The organism is Exiguobacterium sp. s78 (assembly GCF_018618985.1).
GTDB classification, from domain to species: Bacteria; Bacillota; Bacilli; order Exiguobacteriales; family Exiguobacteriaceae; genus Exiguobacterium_A; species Exiguobacterium_A abrahamii.
Map to the genome: position 1 here is coordinate 221,516 of NZ_JACSNB010000002.1, position 21,278 is coordinate 242,793.

The window sequence follows — 21,278 nt, forward strand, 5'->3', positions numbered from 1 at the left end:
AATAATCGGCGTAATTTAATTCATATAAGTAATTGTTCCTTTTGGAACGATTTGAAATGGAACAAGGAGGCGAAACAAGATGGATCAAACGGAAACGACCCGTTCGACTGCGATGATGCAGTCGTTTTGGAATGTCCAGCGCCATCTGGTCCGAGCAGCGCATCAGACGGCACAGGAAAACGGACTCAGTTTACCGCAATTTCATAGCTTGATGACGATTGCACCGCGTGGACCGATCTCGCAAAAAGAGCTCGCTGCACATACGCACTTACCGAAAAGTACCCTCAGTCAGTCGATTGAAGGTCTCGTCCAATCGGGCTGGGTCATTCGGGAGACGAATCCCGACAATCGACGGGAAGTCGTCTTAAAGCTTAGTGATCAAGGGCAGCAATTCGTCACTGACATCAAGGAACAAGAGAAGGGGATGCAACGTCAACTGGAGCAAGTGCTTGCGACGATTGACCCGGACGTATTCGAACAGATGCTTGAAACACACGCAGTGATTGCTGAGGGAATCGGTCAGATTTTACGTCCAGATCTGAAAGGAGGATGTTCGGATGATTAAGTTACTCAAACGGTTGACGGTCTATAAATGGGCGGTCCTTGCTGTGCTCGTCTTGGTTTTTGCGCAGTCGATGTCCGATTTGTATTTACCGACACTGATGGCGGACATCATCGATAAAGGCGTCGTTACCGGCGATACCGCGTATATCTGGGAAATTGGTGGCGTCATGCTGGGGATTACCGGTATCGGAGCGTTAGCCGCGGTTGCCGCCAGTTATTACTCATCGAAGGCATCGATGGGACTCGGACGGGATATCCGTCGTCAAGTCTTTAATCATGTCGAACGGTTCTCCCTGCAAGAGTTTGACCAAGTCGGAACGGCGTCATTGATTACGCGGACGACGAACGATATCACACAAGTTCAACAAGTCGTCATTATGATGTTACGGATGGTCGTCAGCGCACCGATCATGTTTATCGGTGGATTGATCATGGCCGTCTCAAAAGATGCCAAACTCTCGCTCGTCATCGTTGCGGCGATGCCGGTCCTTGTGATATCAATCCTGTTGATTCTGTGGAAAGGGGTTCCGTTGTTTGGGAAAGTCCAAAAACGACTCGATCGTTTGAACCTTGTCCTGCGGGAGAACTTGACCGGGATCCGTGTCATCCGTGCCTTTAACCGGGAACGTGATGAACAAGTACGATTGACAAAAGCGAACGCGGATTTGACAGAAGTCTCGATCAAGGTCAATAAAATCATGGCGTTCTTGATGCCAGTGATGATGCTCGTCATGAACTTGACGGTCGTCGGTGTCATTTGGTTCGGGGGCATTCGGATCGATAATGGCGGCATGCAAATCGGGGATTTGATGGCATTCATCCAGTACGTCATGCAAATCATGTTCGCGCTCGTCATGGCGTCGGTCATGTTCGTCATGATTCCGCGAGCAGCTGTCTCGGCGAAACGGATCAATGAAGTTCTCGAGATGACACCAACGATGACAGATGAGGGGACACAAACCGCTGACCGTGAAAAAGGAACGCTCGTCTTTGATCGTGTCACGTTCCGTTACCCAGGTGCTGAGACACCTGTCTTATCCGACATCAGCTTTGCGGCACGACCAGGTGAAGTGACGGCTGTGATCGGCGGAACGGGTTCCGGTAAATCAACTCTTGTCAATTTGATTCCTCGTTTTTATGACGTGACGGAAGGGAGCATCCGGGTCAACGGTGTCGATAGCCAGGATGTACCGCAAGAGGAACTGCGGTCGAAAATCGGCTTCGTTCCCCAAAAGGCGCTACTGTTCACGGGTACGATCGCTGAAAACATTCGTTTCGGGAAAGAGGACGCGACAGACGAAGAAGTCGCGCATGCGGCGCAAATCGCACAAGCGACCGATTTCATCGAACGGATGCCGGACGGTTACGAAGCACGGATCGAACAAGGTGGATCGAACGTCTCCGGTGGGCAAAAACAACGGTTGTCGATTGCGCGAGCCCTCGTTCGTCGACCAGATTTATATGTCTTTGATGACAGTTTTTCGGCGCTCGACTTTAAAACTGATGCGGCACTTCGGAAAGCCTTACGGGAAGAAACACGCGAGGCAACCGTCTTGATCGTCGCTCAGCGTGTCAGCACCGTCATCGATGCCGATCAAATCATCGTCCTGGATGAAGGGAAAGTCGCTGGAATTGGAACGCATGATGAATTGTTTGCTGACAATGCCGTCTATCAGGAAATCGTTAAGTCACAACTATCAGAGGAGGAAATCGCATGAGTGAGAAAAAACGACCTGCCGGCGGTCCTCCGCCTGGTGGTCCCGGTGGCGGAAATATGATGATGCTCGGAGAAAAACCAAAGGATTTCAAAGCAACGTTCCGTCGTCTGCTTCGGTATCTGCGTCCGCGTCGAACGGCACTCGTTGGTGTTTTCCTCGCAGCCATCCTCAGTACGGTCTTCATGATTGCCGGTCCGAAAATCATGGGGACGGCAATCACGGAATTGTTTGAAGGGGCATATGCGAAGTTCCAAGGTGTACCGGGAGCAGCAATCGATTTCACGAAAATCGGACAGATCCTGCTCTGGCTCGCTGGACTGTATATCATCAGTAGTCTGTTTAATTACTTGCAACAGTATTTGATGTCAGGTATCGCTCAAAAAACAGTCTACGATTTACGCGAAGACGTCAATCATAAACTCGAACGCCTGCCGTTGAAATACTACGATGGTCGTCCGAACGGGGAGACACTCAGCCGCGTGACGAACGATATCGATACGATCGGCAGTACGTTACAACAAAGTGTGACATCGTTCATCACCTCAATCGTGACAATCGTCGGGATTCTGATCATGATGTTGACGATCAGTCCGCTGTTAACACTGATTTCGCTCGTTTCGTTACCGGTTTCGATCTTTGCGATCCGACCGATTTTGAAACGTTCTCAAAAGTATTTTGCTGACCAACAACGGACACTTGGCCAATTGAACGGACACGTCGAAGAGATGTATACCGGACACTCAGTCGTCAAGGCGTTCGGACATGAACGCAAAGCGGTCGAGCAGTTTGATGCCGTCAATGAAGAGTTATATGAAGCAGGACGTAAAGCACAGTTCATCTCCGGGATCATCATGCCGATGATGATGTTCATCGGAAATATCAGTTACGTCCTGATCAGTATCGTCGGCGGGATTCTCGTCACGCAACGGGCGATCTCGATCGGGGATATCCAAGCGTTCATCACCTATACACGCCAGTTCACGCAACCGATCACACAGACGGCGAACATCGCGAACATCGTTCAATCGACGGTTGCGGCAGCAGAACGTGTCTTTGAATTACTAGACGAAGAAGAAGAAATCAAGGAAGTGAAGACACATCGTCTCGCGCAGGCTGAAGGAGCGGTCGCGTTCGAACACGTTGATTTTGGTTACGGAAAGGATCTCTTGATCGAGGACATGAATATCGATGTAACACCGGGACAAACGGTCGCAATCGTTGGACCGACGGGTGCCGGTAAGACGACGATGATCAATCTATTGATGCGCTTTTATGAGTTGAACGGGGGGACGATCCGGATTGACGGTATCGATACCCGCGAGATGTCACGCGAAGACTTACGGACGACGTTCGGGATGGTCTTACAGGATACGTGGCTCTTCAATGGTACGATCCGAGATAATCTTGCTTACGGTAAGAGTGGAGCGACCGAGGAGGAAATCATCGCTGCAGCCAAAACGGCACACGCTGATCACTTCATCCGGACGTTGCCGGACGGTTATGATACGGTCTTGAACGAGGAAGCCTCGAACATCTCGCAAGGTCAAAAACAGTTGTTGACGATCGCTCGGGCCGTTCTTGCCGATCCGCCGATCATGATTCTCGATGAAGCGACCTCTAGTGTAGATACACGGACAGAAGTCTTCATCCAGCAAGCAATGCGTCGCTTGATGGAGGGACGGACAAGCTTCGTCATTGCCCATCGTCTCTCAACGATCAAGGATGCCGATTTGATTCTCGTCATGAATCAAGGAAGTGTCATCGAACAGGGCACACATGAAGAATTGCTCGAAGCAGACGGTTTTTATGCAGTTCTGTACAACAGTCAGTTCTCTGAAAAAGAAGTCGTTTGAGGTAGGACAGTGTCGTCATTTTGACGATGCTGTTTTTTTGTGTGCATTTTTCTTGAACTTATATACGGTAGGGGGTATATTGAATTCAACAACTTTACAGCCGCAAGGCATCTACTAGGAGGAATCTTGATGAAACAGATGACGACAGACCAATTACAGCAGACGTTAACCGAAAGTACGATCCAATTGATTGATGTTCGTGAAATCGATGAATACGAAAGCGGACATATCGCTGAAGCCAAAAACGTTCCATTGTCCGAGTTGACAGAGCGAACGGATGAACTCGACGCGTCACGTCCGGTCCATATCATCTGTCTATCTGGTGGTCGCAGCATGAATGCGGCGATGTACTTGGAGCAAGCAGGATTCGATGTGACGAATGTCAGCGGCGGCATGATGAGCTACGAAGGAACCATCGTTTAATATACTAAAGGGGGTATACAAAATGTTGTTACGATATTTCTATGATGAAAAATTAGCGCAGGCGTCATACATGGTCGGGTGTCAAATGACAGGAGAAGCGATCGTCATCGATCCTGCACGGAATATTACACTGTATCTAGAGGTGGCTAAAAAAGAAGGTCTTCGGATTACTGCTACAGCAGAAACGCACATTCATGCAGACTTCGTCTCAGGTACACAAGAGTTTGCAAAACGATACGACACGACGGCTTACCTGTCAGATGAAAGAGACGAAAACTGGAAATATCAATTTGTCTCGGATATTCACCATGAACTTGTCAAAGATGGTGACCGGTTCAAAGTCGGGAATGTGACGCTAGAAGTCATGCACACACCAGGGCATACGCCAGAACATATCTCCTTCTTATTATTCGACCGAAATCAACAAGTACCGATGGGCATCTTTACAGGCGATTTCGTCTTTGTTGGTGATATCGGTCGTCCCGATCTACTCGAAGAAGCAGCTGGTATCAAAGGAACGACAGCCGTTGGAGCGAAGCAGATGTTTGCTTCGTTAAAACGTTTCAAGGAGCTACCTGATTTTGTCCAAATTTGGCCGGGACATGGTGCTGGCAGCGCTTGTGGGAAAGCGCTCGGAGCCGTTCCGACATCGACGGTCGGCTATGAAAAAGCGACGAACTGGGCGTTGCAGATGGAAGACGAAGATGCATTCATTCGGGAACTAACGACGGATCAAACAGAACCACCGAACTATTTCGCGATGATGAAACGCGTCAATAAAGAAGGAATTGCTTTGACGACGGAGATTCCTGAACTCGTGACGAACGAGGATCCGACAGCGTGGACGTCTTCGATACAGATCGTTGATACGCGAGATGGTCAGTCGTTCCGGAATGGACATCTTCCAGGTACGATCAATATTCCGTACGATGATAAATTCGTTACTTGGGCTGGTTGGTTACTCGATTTTGACCATGACATCGCGATTTTGTCGACGCCGGAACAGCGTGAAGATATTCAACGGGATCTTCAATCAATTGGACTCGATCGGATCACTTACTGGGCAGATCATCAAGCAGTACCAGCATCGATGCTAACGGAACGTTATGAGGACTGGACGGCAGAAGAAGCGCTAGCAGCTGCAGAGCGACAAGAAGTCTACGTCCTCGACGTCCGGAACAAAACAGAGTGGGACAGCCAACATTATGATCAAGCACGACGGATTCTTTTAGGAAAGCTAGTGGCTCGTCAGGAGGAATTACCGACCGATCGTCCACTTGCCGTACACTGTGCATCCGGTGTTCGTTCTCGAATGGCGGTCAGTGTACTACAGTCACTCGGATTTAAGGATGTCGTTAACATTGAAGGTGGATATGCAGCGATGCGCACGATTTTGAATCAACAAACATCATAAGACGGCGGACTGGATGGCAGCATATGCCATCCAGTTTTTTGTATGGAACACAAGAAACACCACATTCTGGTACGGGTAAGGGTTTAATAAATCCTTTACATGGGGAAATTAAAGAAGTGTCAGAAATATATAATTTTATTTAGGTGAAGGAGTGTGGCAGGATGAATAACATTTGGAACGGAACGTCGTTGAACTTGAACGGCATTCTCGGATCACTCGGCAACTTGCTTGGAGCGATCATCATTTTCTTGATTGGATGGCTCATTGCCAAGCTGATCGCGAACGGGGTTCAAAAAGCGTTAGAGAAGTCTGGGGTCGTCAACAAGTTGTCACCTCAAAAAGAAGGTACGCCACCAAAGAAGAAAAAGTGGACACCTGAAAAAATCATCGGGACCGTCGTCTTTTGGGTTCTCATGGTCTTCGTTCTCATCTTGGTCTTCAACATCCTTGATCTGAACATCATTGCTGGACCACTTGCGGATACGATGAGTACATTACTCGCGGCAATCCCGAACATCTTGAAAGCAGCTCTCATCCTTCTCTTGGCATACGTCATCGCGGTCGTTCTTCGCATGATTATCGTCAAAGCAGGAACGAAGCTGATGGCGAACGACAAAGTACGTTCGAACAAGATGCTTCAAGGTCAGACGGATCTTTCAGCTTATCCAAAAGTAGCAGGGGAGATCGTCTTCTACCTCGTCTTACTTCTGTTCCTACCGGGTGTACTCGGTGCCTTGAACATTGAGAGTGTCTCACAACCGTTCAGCCAATTGTTATCGTCATTCCTTGGATTCATTCCACGCTTGATTGCTGCGGCAGCCATCTTCTTCGTTGGTTTCCTCGTAGCGAAAATCGTCCGCGATATCGTGACGAATTTCCTTCATGCTGTTGGAACGGATAAATTTGCAGCTCGCTTCAACCTTGGATCAACGGATCAAAAAGATGCGAAATCACTTTCGTCGATTCTCGGAACAGTCGTCTTCATCTTGATTCTGATTCCAATCACGATTTCAGCACTTGATCAATTGAACATTAAAGGAATCACAGGACCAGCGATCAACATGTTGAACGATGTCCTCGGTATGATTCCAAACATCATCGTAGGTGTCGTTCTGATTCTTGTCGGTCTTTACGTCGGACGTTTCATCAAGAAATTCGTTACGGATCTCTTATCACGTCTTGGTTTCAACAACCTGACACGTCACTTAAAAATCGGTACGTGGGATGCAAACCAAGCTTCTACATCTCCAGCTTCAATCGTTGGTGCACTCGTTGAGATCGTCATCGTCGTTCTCTTCGTCGTCGAAGCTTTCAACTTGATTGGTCTTGACTTCATGGTCGACCTCGGTCGTGCCGTCCTTGCGTTCTTACCGAGCGTCTTGACAGCGATCATCATTCTCGCAATCGGGATCATCGTCAGCAACCTCGTCAAACGTACGATGGACAGCTTGTTCGGCAACTCTGAACTAAAAGTCCTCTCAAGCGTTGCGAAGTATGCGATTCTTGCACTTGCTGTCTTCATGGCACTTGATCAACTAGGTGTTGCTGATACGATCGTCAACTCAGCCTTCATCTTGATCCTTGGGGCACTTGCACTTGCATTCGGTCTTGCCTTTGGTCTTGGTGGACGTGATAATGCGTCGCGTTATCTCGATCGTTTGCAAAAGAAAGCAGAGAACACGGAAGTCGACACATCGAACCTTCCAAGTAAGTCAGCATCGACTTCATCATCACCGAGCTTAAAAGATGCAGCAAAAGGTGCAGCTTCACAAGCAGCTGATGATGTCACACCAGATCGTGCACCACGTTCAGCGCGTTCATCTTCAACGGATGAGACGACACATGGTACACCAAAAGGTGCATTGCCAGAAAACGATTTAGCACAACAAGATGATTACCCGATCGATCCAGATGATCATAAAGGTCCTAACCTCGATCATCCAAACGATCGTCCGTAATACGAGTACATCCTTTCCTCTCATTTTGAGGAAAGGGTGTTTTTGCGTTGACGCATCAAAGCGTTGTCGCATTTTCACAAAAGTGGTTTGACCACTTTGTGAAAAAATACAGAAAAAAAGACTTATCGAACCTGACATCGTTTGTTATGATAAGAAAGTCAATTACCTCAATGATTTGAATATTCAGAAAAAAGAGAAAAGTTCGGAGGATGAAACATGAGTTTGCTTCGCAAGAAAGATGTCAGTGTGATGATGGACATGAAACAACATTCCAAACTGGCACGTCACTTATCAGGGTTTGACCTTATTTTACTTGGAATCGGTGCCATCATCGGTACCGGGATTTTCGTTCTGACAGGAACGGGCGCTCTTTATGCAGGACCTGCTTTACCGATCTCATTTATTATTTCCGCTATCGTCTGTGCGCTCGCAGCCCTTTGTTATGCTGAATTCTCGTCGATGATTCCCGTCTCAGGTAGTGTATATACGTATACATACGCAACGATTGGGGAAGTCGTGGCTTGGATCATCGGCTGGTGTCTCATTTTAGAATACGGACTCGCTTCGAGTGCCGTTGCGACTGGCTGGTCAGGGTACTTCCAGTCACTGTTAGCAGGTTTTGGTCTCCATTTACCGACAGCCTTAACCGCTGCTCCAGGTGCTGTACCAGGAAGCGAGACGTTCTTTAACTTACCAGCATTCTTGATTCTGATGGTCATTACGCTCTTGCTTTCGCTTGGGATTAAAGAAACAAAACGCGTCAACAACATCATGGTACTCGTCAAAGTTGCCGTCGTCGTCTTGTTCATCGTCGTCGGGATCTGGTATATCGAACCAGGCAACTACAAACCGTTTGCGCCGTTCGGTATGAGCGGTGTCTTGCAAGCATCAGCGATTGCCTTCTTCGCTTACCTTGGATTCGATGCCGTTACATCGGCAGCAGAAGAAGTCAAAAACCCGGGACGTAACTTACCGATTGGGATTCTAGGATCGCTTGCGATCGTTACCGTTTTGTACGTCGTGGTCTCTGCTATCATGGTCGGAATCGTTCCATTCAAACAGTTTGAAGGTGTTGATAGCCCAGTATCCCTTGCCTTAAAAGTGGCTGGCCAAGACTGGGTCGCTGGATTCGTTGACTTAGGAGCCATCGTTGGTATGACGACGGTCATCCTCGTCATGACATTTGGTCTCGTCCGTCTCTTGTTCGCGATGAGCCGTGACGGATTATTACCGAAAGTCTTCTCAGACGTCAATGAAAAGTCACACACACCAGTTAAAGCGACTTGGATTCTCGGAACGACTGCTGGTTTAATCGCTGGATTCGTGCCGCTTGGTACACTTGCTGAATTGATCAACATCGGAACACTGGCAGCCTTCTCGCTCATCTCGATCGCGGTCATCGTCCTACGCCGGACGCGTCCCGATTTGAAGCGCGCCTTTAAAGTTCCATTTGTCCCAGTCTTACCGATTTTGTCAGTCCTTGCTTGTATCATGCTCATGTTCAACTTACAACCATTCACGTGGATTGCCTTCTTTGTCTGGACAGCCATTGGATTACTGTTGTACTTCGGATATGGACGCAAGCGTTCGAAACTCCATCAATGAATCGACTAACATCCTTGGCGACAAGGGTGTTTTTGTATGCAGGAAATGAGGCGAACGAAAGCGAAACAGCTCAGTGGAAAAGGAGGTTTTTCGATGATTCATATTCAACGCGCACCTGGCGTAAAAACGGCGTACAAAGCGATGCAGGATGGATTCCAAGATTATTTGATTCCACTGCACTTATCGGAAGCAGAATTCCAAGAGCGCATCATCGAACGAGACGGGAACCAATTGGAGCATTCATTCGTTGCCTATCATGGAGAAATACCAGTCGGTCTCTGGCTGAACGGTTGGAAGGAGATTGAGGGTCAACGCATCATGCGGTGTGGGGGACTGGGGATTTCACCACAGTATCGTCGTCTTGGGATCGCGAAAGCCTTGTATCAAGCACAACTGAGCCATGCTAAAGAAATCGGAATGGATGGTCTGATGCTTGAAGTCATTCAAGGGAACGACCCAGCGATTCGCTTGTATGAATCGCTTCACTACACGATTGTTGGAGAAATCGGTTATTTTCATTTAACAGATGAACGTCAAGAGGTCGCTCTGCCGACGATCGAAGAAGTGGAGTTTTTAAAACAATACCATGGACAAGGAGAATACATCTGGCAGCAAGATCCTCATGTCATGCAGCAATTACAAACGGATTATTACCAATTAGAAGCAAGTGTAGTGGCAGTAGCCGGATCATCTCTCTTGTCAGTCGTAGGTCCAGCAGAACAAAAAGCACGACATGCGACAGAAGTCGTCCGTCGTTTACCGGGAACGACCTACCATTATCAATCAACAGATGTGCAGATCTGGGAGGCGTTACGTTCTGAAGGGTGGACTCAGCGGGATTTGAAACAATACATCATGCGTCAGTCGCTATAAACAAAAACCGCTGCTATTCATTTAGCGGCGGTTTTTGTAGTCTTCAATCATTCGAGCGTGAGAACCGACTAAGTGATCAGGTAAGTCATCAAGCGGTACGAACTGGAGCTTGATACTCTCATCACTTTGTTTTAACATTCCAATCGGATGTTCACCGATATAGGCGAGGGTGACGCTTTGAAAGACGTCTCCGTTCGCTAACGTCGTCACGTATTGCGAACCGGAGTAGACATCGAGTAACGTTAATCGTTTTACCTCTAAGCCAGTCTCTTCTTTAAGCTCTCGACGCGCGGTCTCTTCCGGTGATTCCGCCCATTCCATCAATCCTCCTGGTAAACCAAAGCGGGCTTGTGCTTCGTTCCGTTGTTCGAGCAAAATGTGTTCATTTTGTACGACGAGGACGACAGAACCGACGAGAATGACTGGGTCATGACCGATTTTTTGACGTAACTGTTCGACATAATTCATTTCAATGCTCCTTGGTGAAACGGACAGCCGGTCACGGGTGCTGTCTGTGTTGATTTCGGAAAGAAGTTCGGTCGTTTGATTTCCGGGTCGTAATCCTTATGGAACATATGCGTCGTTGCCCCACTCATCGGTGGCACGAGCCAGGACCATTCCCCGGTGACATCACGACCGCACGCTACTTCATTTTTTTCAAAACGAGCGAACTGTTTCGCAGCCGTATGATGATCAACGATCGTAACACCGGCGCGTTCGAACGATTCAAGTACGGCGATGTTCAGTTCGACGAGCGCTCGGTCTTTCCAAAGCGAACGTTCACGCGAGGTATTCAGACCGAGTTGTGTCGCGACGAGCGGTAACAGATCGTAACGATCCGTATCGGCGAGGTTACGGGCACCGATTTCTGTTCCCATGTACCATCCGTTGAACGGGGCACACGGATAGACGATGCCACCGATTTCAAGCTGCATGTCGGCAATCATCGGCACGGCATACCAGTGGACTTCGCGACCACCGAACAGATCATAGTCAGGATGTGTGATGCTGACTTCGAGCACGAGCTCATCTGGAATCGGATGCAGGCTGACTTGTCCATCGAGTTCAATCAAGAGGGGCAGGATATCAAAGGGTGTACGCGCTCCGGTCCAACCAAGTGCTTCACATTGTCGCGTCAGTTGGATCGAAGCCGGATCACCGATGATTCCTGTTGCGGTCTCATAACCAGCGTAGCGGATCAGTTGGTGATTATGCAGCCGGACACGTGTCGGATGGAAAATCGTGATCGTTGAGCGAATTCGTCCCTCGTTCGTCGCGAACCGGATATGCTCAAATAACGCGTCGCGGACCGTTTCAACGGTCAACGCATCCCGCGCGTCAAAGACATGGAGTTGTTCCCAAAAGAGACGTCCGACACATCGGTTACTGTTCCGCCAAGCGAGCTTGGCACCGAACGCTAGCTCGGAAGCCGTCTGTTCGTACGTTCCTGTTGTTTCAATCGAACGGATGACTTCTTGCTGACGTCCGGCCATTTCGGGGTATTGCTCTATATAAGAAGTAAAGAAGCGTTCTGCTTCGGTTTGAATGAGTGAGTACACGAATCGAAATCCTTTCTAAAAAACAAGCACGATACAATCTCTGTTCCTAGTGTACCCCGCGCAGAACCGAAGCGCCAAACTTGAATGATGTATAAGGTTGTTATAAGTTCAAAAGACTTCCAAAAGTTTAAAGGAGGTATGAAATGGGGGATAGTGTAGAGAATTAGTTGAAAGTGAGGAAATTTGTATGTCTTTAATCAAACCTGTATTTGCCCGTTTTTTTGGTGAAGCCTTTTTTGATAAATCGGCTCAGCTCGCCTATTATCTGATGTTGTCCTTATTCCCGTTCTTATTATTCGTAGTTGGGATCGTCTCGTTCTTACCGTTTACGTCCGATAACGTGCTGGATTTAATTCGACCGTTTGCTCCGGCAGAAACGTACGATTTGATTCAGCGGAACGTCGTTGGAATCTTTGATCAAGGCGGCTTTAAACTTGCCTCGATCAGTTTCCTTGCCGCCTTTTGGCTCGCTTCGATGTCGGTCCAGTCACTTGTCCGCTCGCTGAACGATGCGCTCGAAGTGACACGAAAAGCGCCATTCTGGCGCGGACTGTTGCAAGACTTCGCTTTTACGATCGGGATGATGATCATCTTACCGATCTCATTGATTGTTCCGATTTCAGAAAAGTTAACACGGCGTTTCATCAACCACTTTGCAATCGTCGCTGATTTCGTGACGAACTATTCGTGGATCTGGTTCTTATTCCGCTGGGGACTCGGGACGTTGTTCTTACTTGTCTTTTTCATCTTATTGTATCGGATTTTACCGAGTGTCCGACTAACGGTTCGTCAAGTACTCCCTGGAGCCATTTTTGCGACGATCGCTTGGCAAGTCGTTTCGGAATTCTTCTCTTACTATGCTGAGTTCGGGAGTTACGATCGTCTTTACGGTCAGCTTGCCGGAATCATCGTCTTGATGACGTGGTTCTATTTGTCCGCTGTCGTCCTGATGTTAGGGGGATTGATGAATGCGGAACGCATGCGTCAGAAAAAAGAGGCAAAAATCATGAAACCACAAAAAATCAAAGAAGAAAGCGTGCGTTAATCATTGAGCACGCACAAAAGCAGCTGACGATGTGTCAGCTGCTTTTTCATTTAGGCCGTTTTAAGAATCCGGTAACCGAAGACGCTCAACAGGCTGAGTGTGAATAAAGCGAGTAAGACGAGTGACAGATAAGGAAGACCGAATACTTTGACGATGACGCTTAAGGCGACGACACTATAAAAGATTCCTAACGTCTTTTGAACGAACGGTTCATTGAAGCGATGCAAGAGTGAAGCACCGAGTGGTGAGCCGATGAACGCACCGACGATTAAAGCAATCCCGAGTGATAACGGAGCACTGGTTCCGGAAGCAACATAACTCGTCACGCCTCCAAGAACAATCAATGTCGCAGAGGCGATGCTCGTTCCGATTGCTTGTTTGAGCGGAAAGCGAACCCAGGCGAGCAAGAGCGGCGTCAACAAGAATCCACCGCTGACACCCATCAATGAAGAGAGAATTCCGGCAGCAAGTCCGATGACAGCGAGCTTCACGACGGAAGCATGATGGACCGGAAAAGACGGACGTTCCTTTGAACGGGGACGAAGGAATTGAATCGAAAAACCAATCAGTAAGACAATGTAGAGACTTGATAAGACGACATCAGCACCAGCATGACGCTCGAGCCAAAAGACGACTGGTGTAATCAACGCAGAACCGATAATGCCAGACAGACCAATGATCCCGGCATCACGAAAACGGAATGTTTTTAATCGAAGATGCGAGAGCGTGCCGGTCACAGTCGATCCGAGTGTCAGCAACAGACTGAGGACAATCGCGGTGCTGGCTTCATAGCCGAGAATCAATAAAAGTGGGGTCAGGATGATGCCGCCACCGATTCCGAAAAAGCCGGAGAGTATGCCGATGGTTGCTCCTAACAAAATAAATGAGATATACATCATGAAACAGTCCTTCTTTCTAATACGTGATACCTTGAGTATGAAAGAGGAATACAAGATTACAAAAATGAATTAATGATATATAAATGATTATGAAATGTAATGAGGAGGGGTATTGTTGAAATTAACTGAACTGAGAACGTTCGTCACACTCGTTGAAACACGTCATTTTACGAAAACAGCAGAACAGTTATTTCTATCGCAACCGACGGTCAGTGTTCACGTCAAACGACTAGAAGAAGATATCGGACATTCATTGTTAATACGTGATTCATTCGCAATAGGGGTCGAGGTATCGGAAATGGGCTGGATTGTCTATCGCCACGCAAAAGAAATTCTTTTCCAGCTCGAACAGATGCAGTCCCAGCTGGATGAATCGGAAGGTGTCTTCCGCGGAACCTTACGGATCGGAGCAACGCATACGATTCACGAAATGTTGCTCGATGACATGATTCATCTGTTTTCAAGCGCTCATCCTAAGGTATCACTAGATATCCAGTTAATGAACCATGATCAAGTGGCAGCAGCTTTGCGGCATCGTGAGATTGATCTCGGGATGATCGAAGGAGAACTGACACTTGATGGAATCAAACAAATCGTCTTTGCGAAAGATCAACTGCATATCATTGGTGCGTCTCACCTTTCGTTAAAAGATGCAACGTGGATCGTTCGCGAAGAAGGATCTGCATCCCGCTATGCGCTCGATCGTTGGCTAGATGCTTCGTCAATCGTTCCCGCACGAACGATTACAGTCGATGCCAACTATTTAGTGCGTCAACTTGTTTTTAATGGGAGTGGCATTGCAGCCTTGTCGGAACGACTCGTCACGTCTTTCCCGTCCGAGTCCTTTGCGCTTCATGCGAAAGGGATCTCTAAACGAACGTTTCGCTACCTGTTACCAGAGAAGATGCCGACTCGCCTTGCAGAACATTGGATCACTTTTTTACAGTCGAATTGGAAAGGTTAAATGTAAAAAGATTTCCGGACGTTCTACAATGGCGATAAAATCGGAAATCTTTTTCGTTGACTTATACCCCTGTAGGTATTATTGTATGAAATGTACCAACGAGGTATGACGCATGTCACATTTAAAAAAGGAGATGGACTTCATATGGAAAACGGTTATGAAGATCGCATCATTCATCGGATGAATCGGATTGAAGGACAAATCCACGGAATCGTTCGAATGATGAAAGAAGAGGCGTCTTGTAAGGATGTCGTTACACAACTGAGCGCTACACGTAGTGCAATCGATCGCGTCATCGGTCTCGTCGTCAGTGAAAACTTGATCGACTGTGTCCGTCAGGATGATGCGACGGAAAATCATGAACAAGTCGTTGCAGAGGCTGTTCAACTCTTAATGAAAAGCAGATAAAATTTTTTACGAATTAATATACCCCTTAGGGTAAAAACTTGGAGGAATTACGTTCATGTCAGATACGAAAAAAACAACCATCGTTTTATTTAGTGGAGAGTACGACAAAGTCATGGCAGCTTATATCATTGCCAACGGTGCAGCCGCATACGATCACGAAGTCACGATTTTTCATACCTTCTGGGGTTTGAATGCGATGCGTAAGGATGAACCGATCCAGCCGGATAAAACATTCCTTGAGAAGATGTTCGGTAAGTTCATGCCACGCGGTGCTGATAAGATGCCACTCTCGAAAATGAACTTCGGTGGTGCAGGTCAAAAAATGATTAAAAACGTCATGAAGAAGCACAATGCGATGCCACTTCCAGACTTAATCGAATTAGCGAAAGAACAGGATGTCAAACTCGTCGCCTGTACGATGACGATGGATTTACTCGGTTTGAAACAGGAAGAATTACACGACGGGATTGAGTATGCAGGTGTTGCCGCCTACCTCGCCGATGCGGAGAACGGAAACGTCAATCTATTCATCTAATGATCTGAAGGAGGAATGACGCATGGATGTACTATCGATTATCTTGTTGCTCGTCGTCGGCTATCTCGCTTATAAGATGTTCGCCCCAACAAAAGGAGTCAAGCAAGTGTCGACCATGGAACTGAAGCCGTTACTAAACGACCGCAAACGATTTTATCTCGATGTTCGGACACCGGCAGAATTCAAAGGCAATCACATCAAAGGATTTAAGAACATTCCGTTACAAACGCTAAACAGTCAACTGAATCAAATCCCGAAAGACAAAGAAGTGCTCGTCATCTGTCAAAGCGGGATGCGAAGCAAACAAGCCGTCAAAGTACTAAAAAGAGCCGGTTATACGAATGTCACGGAAGTCCGTGGCGGAATGAATGCCTGGCGCTAAATCGAATCAAGAGGAGGAATTGAACATGAAACGCATGACAGCAACAGAAGTACAGGAAAAAATCGAACGTGGTGAACAACTGAACGTCATTGATGTCCGGGAAGTCGATGAAGTCAAAGAAGGAATGATTCCGGGAGCGATCCATATTCCACTCGGATTGATTGAATTCAAGATGAACGAACTCGACAAGAAAAAAGAGTATGTCATGGTATGCCGTTCTGGTGCGCGCAGTGGTCGCGCAACGACATATCTCGAAGGACAAGGATATGACGTGACGAACATGGATGGCGGCATGATGTCGTACGAAGGCGAAACGAAATAATACCCCACACCGTAAAGGAGCGAATTGTATGACTAGGATTAAATCAGATATCGTATTGGACGCCAAAGGTCTCGCTTGTCCGATGCCGATCGTTCGGACGAAAAAAACGATCAAGACGTTAGAACCAGGACAAGTCATCGAAGTCCAGGCGACGGATAAAGGATCAACTGCAGATCTCCGTGCCTGGGCAAACAGCACCGGCAATCATTATTTAGGCACGATTGAAGAAGGCGAGGTGCTCCGTCATTACGTTCGGAAATCAACAGGTGATGTCACGGAACCAGCAGCATTCGCTCAAACCGTCGACAACGCAACAGTCGAAGCAGCACGCCAAGACGACTCGATCACGGTGCTTGATGTTCGTGAACAAGCAGAATATGCCTTCGCCCATGTACCGGGAGCCATCAATATTCCGTTAGGCGAACTGGAGACACGCCATGCAGAACTGGGTTCAAATCAGACGATTTATGTCATCTGCCGGACAGGTAGCCGAAGTGACATGGCATGCCGACAGCTCAGTGACAAGGGGTATACGGTCCACAATGTCGTACCGGGTATGCAGGAATGGGCGTCTGAGACGACGACACTCGTTTCAGCGAAATAATACAACAGCGTAAAGTAGAGGAGGAACGAGTAGATATGGCACAAGCAATGACAGCCGCACAAGTTACAAAAAAAATCATTGGACGTGAGTCTCTGTTCATCTTAGATGTCCGGAATGAGGATGCGTTTCAAGATTGGAAAATCGAAGGAGAGAACTTCAAGTACCTCAACATTCCGTATTTTGAATTGTTGGATGGTGTCGAGGAGATTCTCGATCAGCTTCCGACGGATCAGGATGTTCTCGTCGTTTGCGCAAAAGAAGGTTCATCGATTTTCGTCGCCGATATGCTAGAAGAAGCAGGACGAGACGTATCGTATCTGTCAGGCGGTATGAAAGCATGGAGTGAACATCTAGAACCGATTTCACTCGGAACGCTGAACGAAACAGGAACTGATCAAGGCGAAGTCATTCAGTTCGTTCGAATCGGTAAAGGTTGTCTCTCGTATATGGTCATCTCAGAAGGAGAGGCCGTACTCATCGACGCGACACGAATGACAGATGTGTATTTGGATTATGCCGCATCACGCAACGTCACGATTAAGCATGTGTTTGATACACATCTTCATGCGGATCATATTTCTGGAGGACGCGACATCGCCGAAAAAGCAGGCGCGACATACTGGTTGCCGCCAAAAGATGCGACGGATGTCACATTCGATTATGCACCACTTGAAGACGGTAGTACGGTTCAAGTGGGGGATACAGCGATTGAAGTACGCGCTCTTTATTCCCCAGGACATACGATTGGATCGACTTCATTCATCGTCGATCAGCGTTATTTATTGACGGGTGATATCTTGTTCATCGACTCGATTGGTCGTCCGGATTTAGCCGGTCTCGCGGAAGACTGGGTTGGTGACTTACGCGATTCGCTCTACAACACGTATCGTGATCTTTCACCAGAACTCTTCGTCTTACCGGCACATTTCATGATCATTGAAGAATTGAACACGGATGGTAGTGTAGCGGAAAAATTAAGCATCTTGCTTGCGAACAATCATGGTCTCAACATCGACGATGAAGCAACATTCCGGAAAATGGTTACAGAGAACCTGCCGCCACAACCGAACGCGTATCAAGATATCCGTGAAACAAACATGGGGAAACAGACACCCGATCTTGAAACACAACGGGAAATGGAAGTCGGACCGAACCGCTGTGCGGTACGCTAAGCCGATGCATAACGAACATCAAATCATTCAGGAGGAATACAACATGAAATCAGAACTCGTACTCGACGCAAAAGGACTTGCTTGTCCGATGCCAATCGTAAAAACAAAAAAAGCCATCGCTGGACTCGAATCAGGTCAAATCCTTGAAGTCCATGCAACGGATAAAGGGGCAAAAAACGATCTTCAGGCGTGGGCGACATCAGGTGGTCATGAACTCGTCAAACATGAAGAAGAAGCAAGCGTCCTCAAATTCTGGATTCAAAAAGGTTAATTTCGAAAAGAGAGCTGATTTACGGCTCTCTTTTTTAAGGAGTGATAAACGATGGAATTCGGTTTTATCGTGACGATTTTCTTAATCGGATTTGTCGGATCCTACATTTCAGGAATGTTAGGAATTGGCGGTTCAATCATTAAATATCCGATGTTATTGTATATCCCGCCGCTACTCGGCTTTGCAGCATTTTCTGCCCATGAGGTTGCTGGAATCAGTGCGATTCAAGTCTTTTTTGCGACGATTGGTGGCGTCTGGGCTTACCGAAAAGGCGGTTATTTGAATAAATCATTGATCGTCTACATGGGGGGATCGATTTTAATCGGTAGCTTCATCGGTGCGTATGGTTCAAATATCCTGGCTGAAGACACAATCAACATCGTCTATGGTGTTCTTGCGTTAACGGCAGCGATCATGATGTTCGTTCCGAAAAAGGGAATCGACGACATTCCACTTGATCAGGTCCAGTTCAACAAAACTATTGCGGCGGTATCGGCATTCATCGTAGGTGTCGGAGCCGGAATCGTCGGTGCGGCAGGTGCCTTTTTACTCGTCCCGATTATGCTCGTCCTCTTGAAAATCCCGACACGGATGACGATTGCTTCGTCATTAGCGATCACGTTCATTTCGTCGATCGGCGCAACGGTTGGTAAAATCACGACCGGACAAGTCGACTGGGGTCCTGCGGCAATCATGGTCGTTGCTAGTTTAATTGCAGCACCACTTGGCGCAATCGCCGGGAAGAAGATGAACACGAAGATTCTCCAAGTCATTCTTGCTGTCCTGATTTTAGCGACAGCCGTTAAGATTTGGATCGACATCCTGTGAACGAAAGAACGCTCTACTTGTATGATGTTTCCTTTACGAAACAATGTACAGGTAGAGCGTTTTGTTATTGTGTAGCTTGATCGATTACGTGTCGTAACGTATGTTCGACTTCTTTGGCGACAGTTTGAAGTGCTGCCTCGTCTGCTAAGTCCATCAAGGCAGTTGGTTTTGGCATTCCGACTTTCGTTTGTCCTTTTTCGGTATAGACGACGATTTTACATGGAAGAAAGTAACCGGCCCGTAAGTCATGAGAAACGACGCGGTGCGCCTCTTTGGGTTGGCATACCTCTAAAATATGATAACTTTCATTAAAAGAGAGCTCTTTTTCTTCGAATTTGTTTGCTAAATCAAACTCCCATAAGACACCGAACGATGCCTCTGAGAGAGCTTGCTTCAGTTGAGACATGACGTGATCCAAATCGTGATGTGACGTTACAGTGTAATCAAACATAAATACCCCTCCTGGTGTTTTTTGATATATAGTCTATTCCCTGATTGAACTTCTTTAATCCGGAAGGTCCAATGTGCTCTGTTTGAGCACATGCTACGACAAGACGGCATGAGCGCGGTACAGTTAAATAAAAGAACATCCAATAGACGTCATGCGACGTAAGCTAAATAAAGGAGGCGAAGGGAGATGAAGAAACGAATGTGGACGATTGTATCAGTCATCGGTCTCATCGTCATCATGGTCGGGGGATACTTCGTGTTCCAGCAACAGCAGGCAAAATCAAGCGGCAGTAAGGAATTAAGTTATCAACCGGAAGAAACAGCGATTTTAGCTGGCGGATGCTTCTGGTGTATGGAACCCCCGTTCGAAGAGTTAAAAGGAGTCAAGTCCGTCATTTCTGGTTATACAGGCGGTGATGTTGAAAATCCGACGTATAACCAAGTGTCAGCGGAGACGACAGGTCATCGGGAAGCTGTATTGATCACATTTGATCCGAACGTCATCTCGTACAAGCAATTGTTGGATGTCTACTGGCGCCAGATTGATCCGACGGATGCAGATGGTCAATTCGTCGACCGTGGTGAGTCTTATACGACGGCGATTTTCTATACGAATGAGAAACAAAAAGAAATCGCAGCGCAATCGAAACAAGATTTAGAGAAACAACAAGTTTTCGATGATAACATCGTCACACTGTTGATTGCGGCAGGTCCTTTTTATGAAGCGGAAGCGTATCATCAAGACTACTATTTGAAGAGTGAGAAGAAATATAAATTTTATCGAGCAGCTTCTGGACGCGACGACTTCATCAACCGTTACTGGAACGATCAACCCAAACTTGATCTTCCAACCTATCCAAAATTATCAGACGCAGAAATCAAAAAGAAATTAACCGACATCCAGTACAAGGTGACACAAGAAGATGGGACGGAGCCGGCGTTTGATAATCCGTATCACGATTTGAAAGCAGACGGTATCTATGTCGATCTGATTTCTGGCGAACCATTGTTTTCATCAAACGATAAATATGATTCGAAGACAGGATGGCCAAGTTTCACGAAACCACTTGAGTCAGGTAATATCATTGAGAAAAGTGATTTTTCAATCGGCATGAAACGGATGGAAGTCCGGAGTCGACATGGAAATGCCCATCTTGGACATGTCTTCTCGGATGGTCCAGAGCCAACGGGGCTTCGGTATTGTATGAACTCAGCCGCTTTACGTTTTATTCCGAAAGAGGACTTGAAACAAGAAGGATACGGTGAATATCTAGCAGATTTTAAATAATCATTAAAAGGCATCCGATGCTCATATGCATAGGATGCCTTTCCTTTCAAAATTGTAAGATACATCCATAAAATAAATATCCATTTTATCCATATCCTGTTTATAATCAAGATAAAGTACATCCATCTTGAAGGAGGAACATG

Annotated in this window: 23 protein-coding genes; 19 read left to right on the plus strand and 4 right to left on the minus strand. The window is 47.1% G+C overall.

Annotated elements, in window-relative coordinates:
* Positions 1-79: 79 nt before the first annotated feature.
* From KNQ18_RS12550 to KNQ18_RS12585, 8 genes are all read left to right on the plus strand, one after another.
* Complete coding sequence (locus KNQ18_RS12550) at positions 80-565, plus strand: MarR family winged helix-turn-helix transcriptional regulator (protein ID WP_029343299.1); 486 nt, start codon at positions 80-82, stop codon at positions 563-565.
* Positions 558-2,282, plus strand: coding sequence for an ABC transporter ATP-binding protein (locus tag KNQ18_RS12555; protein WP_215085045.1), 1,725 nt, complete (start codon positions 558-560; stop codon positions 2,280-2,282). The genes KNQ18_RS12550 and KNQ18_RS12555 overlap by 8 nt, the downstream gene beginning before the upstream one ends.
* Complete coding sequence (locus KNQ18_RS12560; RefSeq protein ID WP_285800535.1) at positions 2,279-4,135, plus strand: ABC transporter ATP-binding protein; 1,857 nt, start codon at positions 2,279-2,281, stop codon at positions 4,133-4,135. The genes KNQ18_RS12555 and KNQ18_RS12560 overlap by 4 nt, the downstream gene beginning before the upstream one ends.
* 129 nt (positions 4,136-4,264) lie before the next feature.
* Positions 4,265-4,558: a rhodanese-like domain-containing protein gene (locus KNQ18_RS12565; RefSeq protein WP_215085047.1), complete on the plus strand. Its 294-nt coding sequence runs from the start codon at positions 4,265-4,267 to the stop codon at positions 4,556-4,558.
* Positions 4,559-4,580: 22 nt separating this feature from the next.
* Positions 4,581-5,972, plus strand: a complete 1,392-nt coding sequence (locus KNQ18_RS12570) for an MBL fold metallo-hydrolase (RefSeq protein ID WP_215085050.1) — start codon at positions 4,581-4,583, stop codon at positions 5,970-5,972.
* A gap of 161 nt (positions 5,973-6,133) precedes the next feature.
* Positions 6,134-7,930 carry a mechanosensitive ion channel gene (locus KNQ18_RS12575; protein ID WP_075642705.1) on the plus strand — a complete coding sequence of 599 codons (1,797 nt, stop codon included), beginning with the start codon at positions 6,134-6,136 and terminating at the stop codon, positions 7,928-7,930.
* Positions 7,931-8,146: 216 nt separating this feature from the next.
* Positions 8,147-9,535 (plus strand): branched-chain amino acid transporter BcaP, encoded by a 1,389-nt coding sequence (gene bcaP, locus KNQ18_RS12580; RefSeq protein ID WP_023466930.1) that lies wholly within the window; start codon positions 8,147-8,149, stop codon positions 9,533-9,535.
* Between the two features lie 93 nt (positions 9,536-9,628).
* Positions 9,629-10,408, plus strand: a complete 780-nt coding sequence (locus KNQ18_RS12585) for a GNAT family N-acetyltransferase (RefSeq protein WP_215085052.1) — start codon at positions 9,629-9,631, stop codon at positions 10,406-10,408.
* Between the two features lie 21 nt (positions 10,409-10,429).
* Here KNQ18_RS12585 and KNQ18_RS12590 read toward each other — a convergent pair whose 3' ends face one another.
* Positions 10,430-10,876, minus strand: a complete 447-nt coding sequence (locus KNQ18_RS12590; RefSeq protein ID WP_214858746.1) for an NUDIX hydrolase — start codon at positions 10,874-10,876, stop codon at positions 10,430-10,432.
* On the minus strand, positions 10,873-11,967 hold the full coding sequence (locus KNQ18_RS12595) for a nitric oxide synthase oxygenase (RefSeq protein ID WP_215085054.1): 1,095 nt from the start codon (positions 11,965-11,967) through the stop codon (positions 10,873-10,875). The genes KNQ18_RS12590 and KNQ18_RS12595 overlap by 4 nt, the downstream gene beginning before the upstream one ends.
* A 187-nt stretch (positions 11,968-12,154) precedes the next feature.
* Between KNQ18_RS12595 and KNQ18_RS12600 the strand changes: the two genes are divergently transcribed.
* Positions 12,155-13,012, plus strand: a complete 858-nt coding sequence (locus KNQ18_RS12600) for a YihY/virulence factor BrkB family protein (RefSeq protein WP_023466934.1) — start codon at positions 12,155-12,157, stop codon at positions 13,010-13,012.
* Positions 13,013-13,062: 50 nt separating this feature from the next.
* Here KNQ18_RS12600 and KNQ18_RS12605 read toward each other — a convergent pair whose 3' ends face one another.
* On the minus strand, positions 13,063-13,911 hold the full coding sequence (locus KNQ18_RS12605) for a sulfite exporter TauE/SafE family protein (RefSeq protein ID WP_214861432.1): 849 nt from the start codon (positions 13,909-13,911) through the stop codon (positions 13,063-13,065).
* Positions 13,912-14,026: 115 nt separating this feature from the next.
* Between KNQ18_RS12605 and KNQ18_RS12610 the strand changes: the two genes are divergently transcribed.
* The 9 genes from KNQ18_RS12610 to KNQ18_RS12650 all read left to right on the plus strand — a co-directional run bounded on the left by KNQ18_RS12610 (position 14,027) and on the right by KNQ18_RS12650 (position 19,397).
* A complete protein-coding gene (locus tag KNQ18_RS12610; RefSeq protein ID WP_215085056.1) occupies positions 14,027-14,875 on the plus strand; it encodes a LysR family transcriptional regulator in 849 nt (282 codons plus the stop codon).
* A gap of 144 nt (positions 14,876-15,019) precedes the next feature.
* Positions 15,020-15,283, plus strand: coding sequence for a metal-sensitive transcriptional regulator (locus KNQ18_RS12615; protein WP_215085058.1), 264 nt, complete (start codon positions 15,020-15,022; stop codon positions 15,281-15,283).
* Positions 15,284-15,338: 55 nt separating this feature from the next.
* Positions 15,339-15,818, plus strand: coding sequence for a DsrE/DsrF/DrsH-like family protein (locus tag KNQ18_RS12620; protein WP_023466937.1), 480 nt, complete (start codon positions 15,339-15,341; stop codon positions 15,816-15,818).
* A gap of 22 nt (positions 15,819-15,840) precedes the next feature.
* Positions 15,841-16,200, plus strand: coding sequence for a rhodanese-like domain-containing protein (locus KNQ18_RS12625; protein WP_215085060.1), 360 nt, complete (start codon positions 15,841-15,843; stop codon positions 16,198-16,200).
* 25 nt (positions 16,201-16,225) lie between these two features.
* Positions 16,226-16,522 (plus strand): rhodanese-like domain-containing protein, encoded by a 297-nt coding sequence (locus tag KNQ18_RS12630; RefSeq protein ID WP_023466941.1) that lies wholly within the window; start codon positions 16,226-16,228, stop codon positions 16,520-16,522.
* Between the two features lie 28 nt (positions 16,523-16,550).
* A complete protein-coding gene (locus KNQ18_RS12635) occupies positions 16,551-17,126 on the plus strand; it encodes a sulfurtransferase TusA family protein (RefSeq protein WP_215085062.1) in 576 nt (191 codons plus the stop codon).
* Between the two features lie 35 nt (positions 17,127-17,161).
* Positions 17,162-18,298 (plus strand): MBL fold metallo-hydrolase, encoded by a 1,137-nt coding sequence (locus KNQ18_RS12640; protein WP_215085064.1) that lies wholly within the window; start codon positions 17,162-17,164, stop codon positions 18,296-18,298.
* 43 nt (positions 18,299-18,341) lie between these two features.
* Entirely contained in the window at positions 18,342-18,569 is a 228-nt protein-coding gene (locus KNQ18_RS12645; protein ID WP_029343316.1) for a sulfurtransferase TusA family protein, read from the plus strand.
* Between the two features lie 51 nt (positions 18,570-18,620).
* Positions 18,621-19,397: a sulfite exporter TauE/SafE family protein gene (locus tag KNQ18_RS12650; RefSeq protein WP_214772119.1), complete on the plus strand. Its 777-nt coding sequence runs from the start codon at positions 18,621-18,623 to the stop codon at positions 19,395-19,397.
* 64 nt (positions 19,398-19,461) lie between these two features.
* On the opposite strand, the gene KNQ18_RS12655 is transcribed toward KNQ18_RS12650, so the two are convergent.
* Positions 19,462-19,848 carry a DUF302 domain-containing protein gene (locus tag KNQ18_RS12655; RefSeq protein WP_064300582.1) on the minus strand — a complete coding sequence of 129 codons (387 nt, stop codon included), beginning with the start codon at positions 19,846-19,848 and terminating at the stop codon, positions 19,462-19,464.
* A gap of 186 nt (positions 19,849-20,034) precedes the next feature.
* On the opposite strand from KNQ18_RS12655, the gene msrB reads away from it, so the two are divergent.
* Positions 20,035-21,135, plus strand: a complete 1,101-nt coding sequence (msrB, locus tag KNQ18_RS12660; RefSeq protein ID WP_215085066.1) for a peptide-methionine (R)-S-oxide reductase MsrB — start codon at positions 20,035-20,037, stop codon at positions 21,133-21,135.
* The last annotated feature ends 143 nt before the right edge of the window (positions 21,136-21,278 follow it).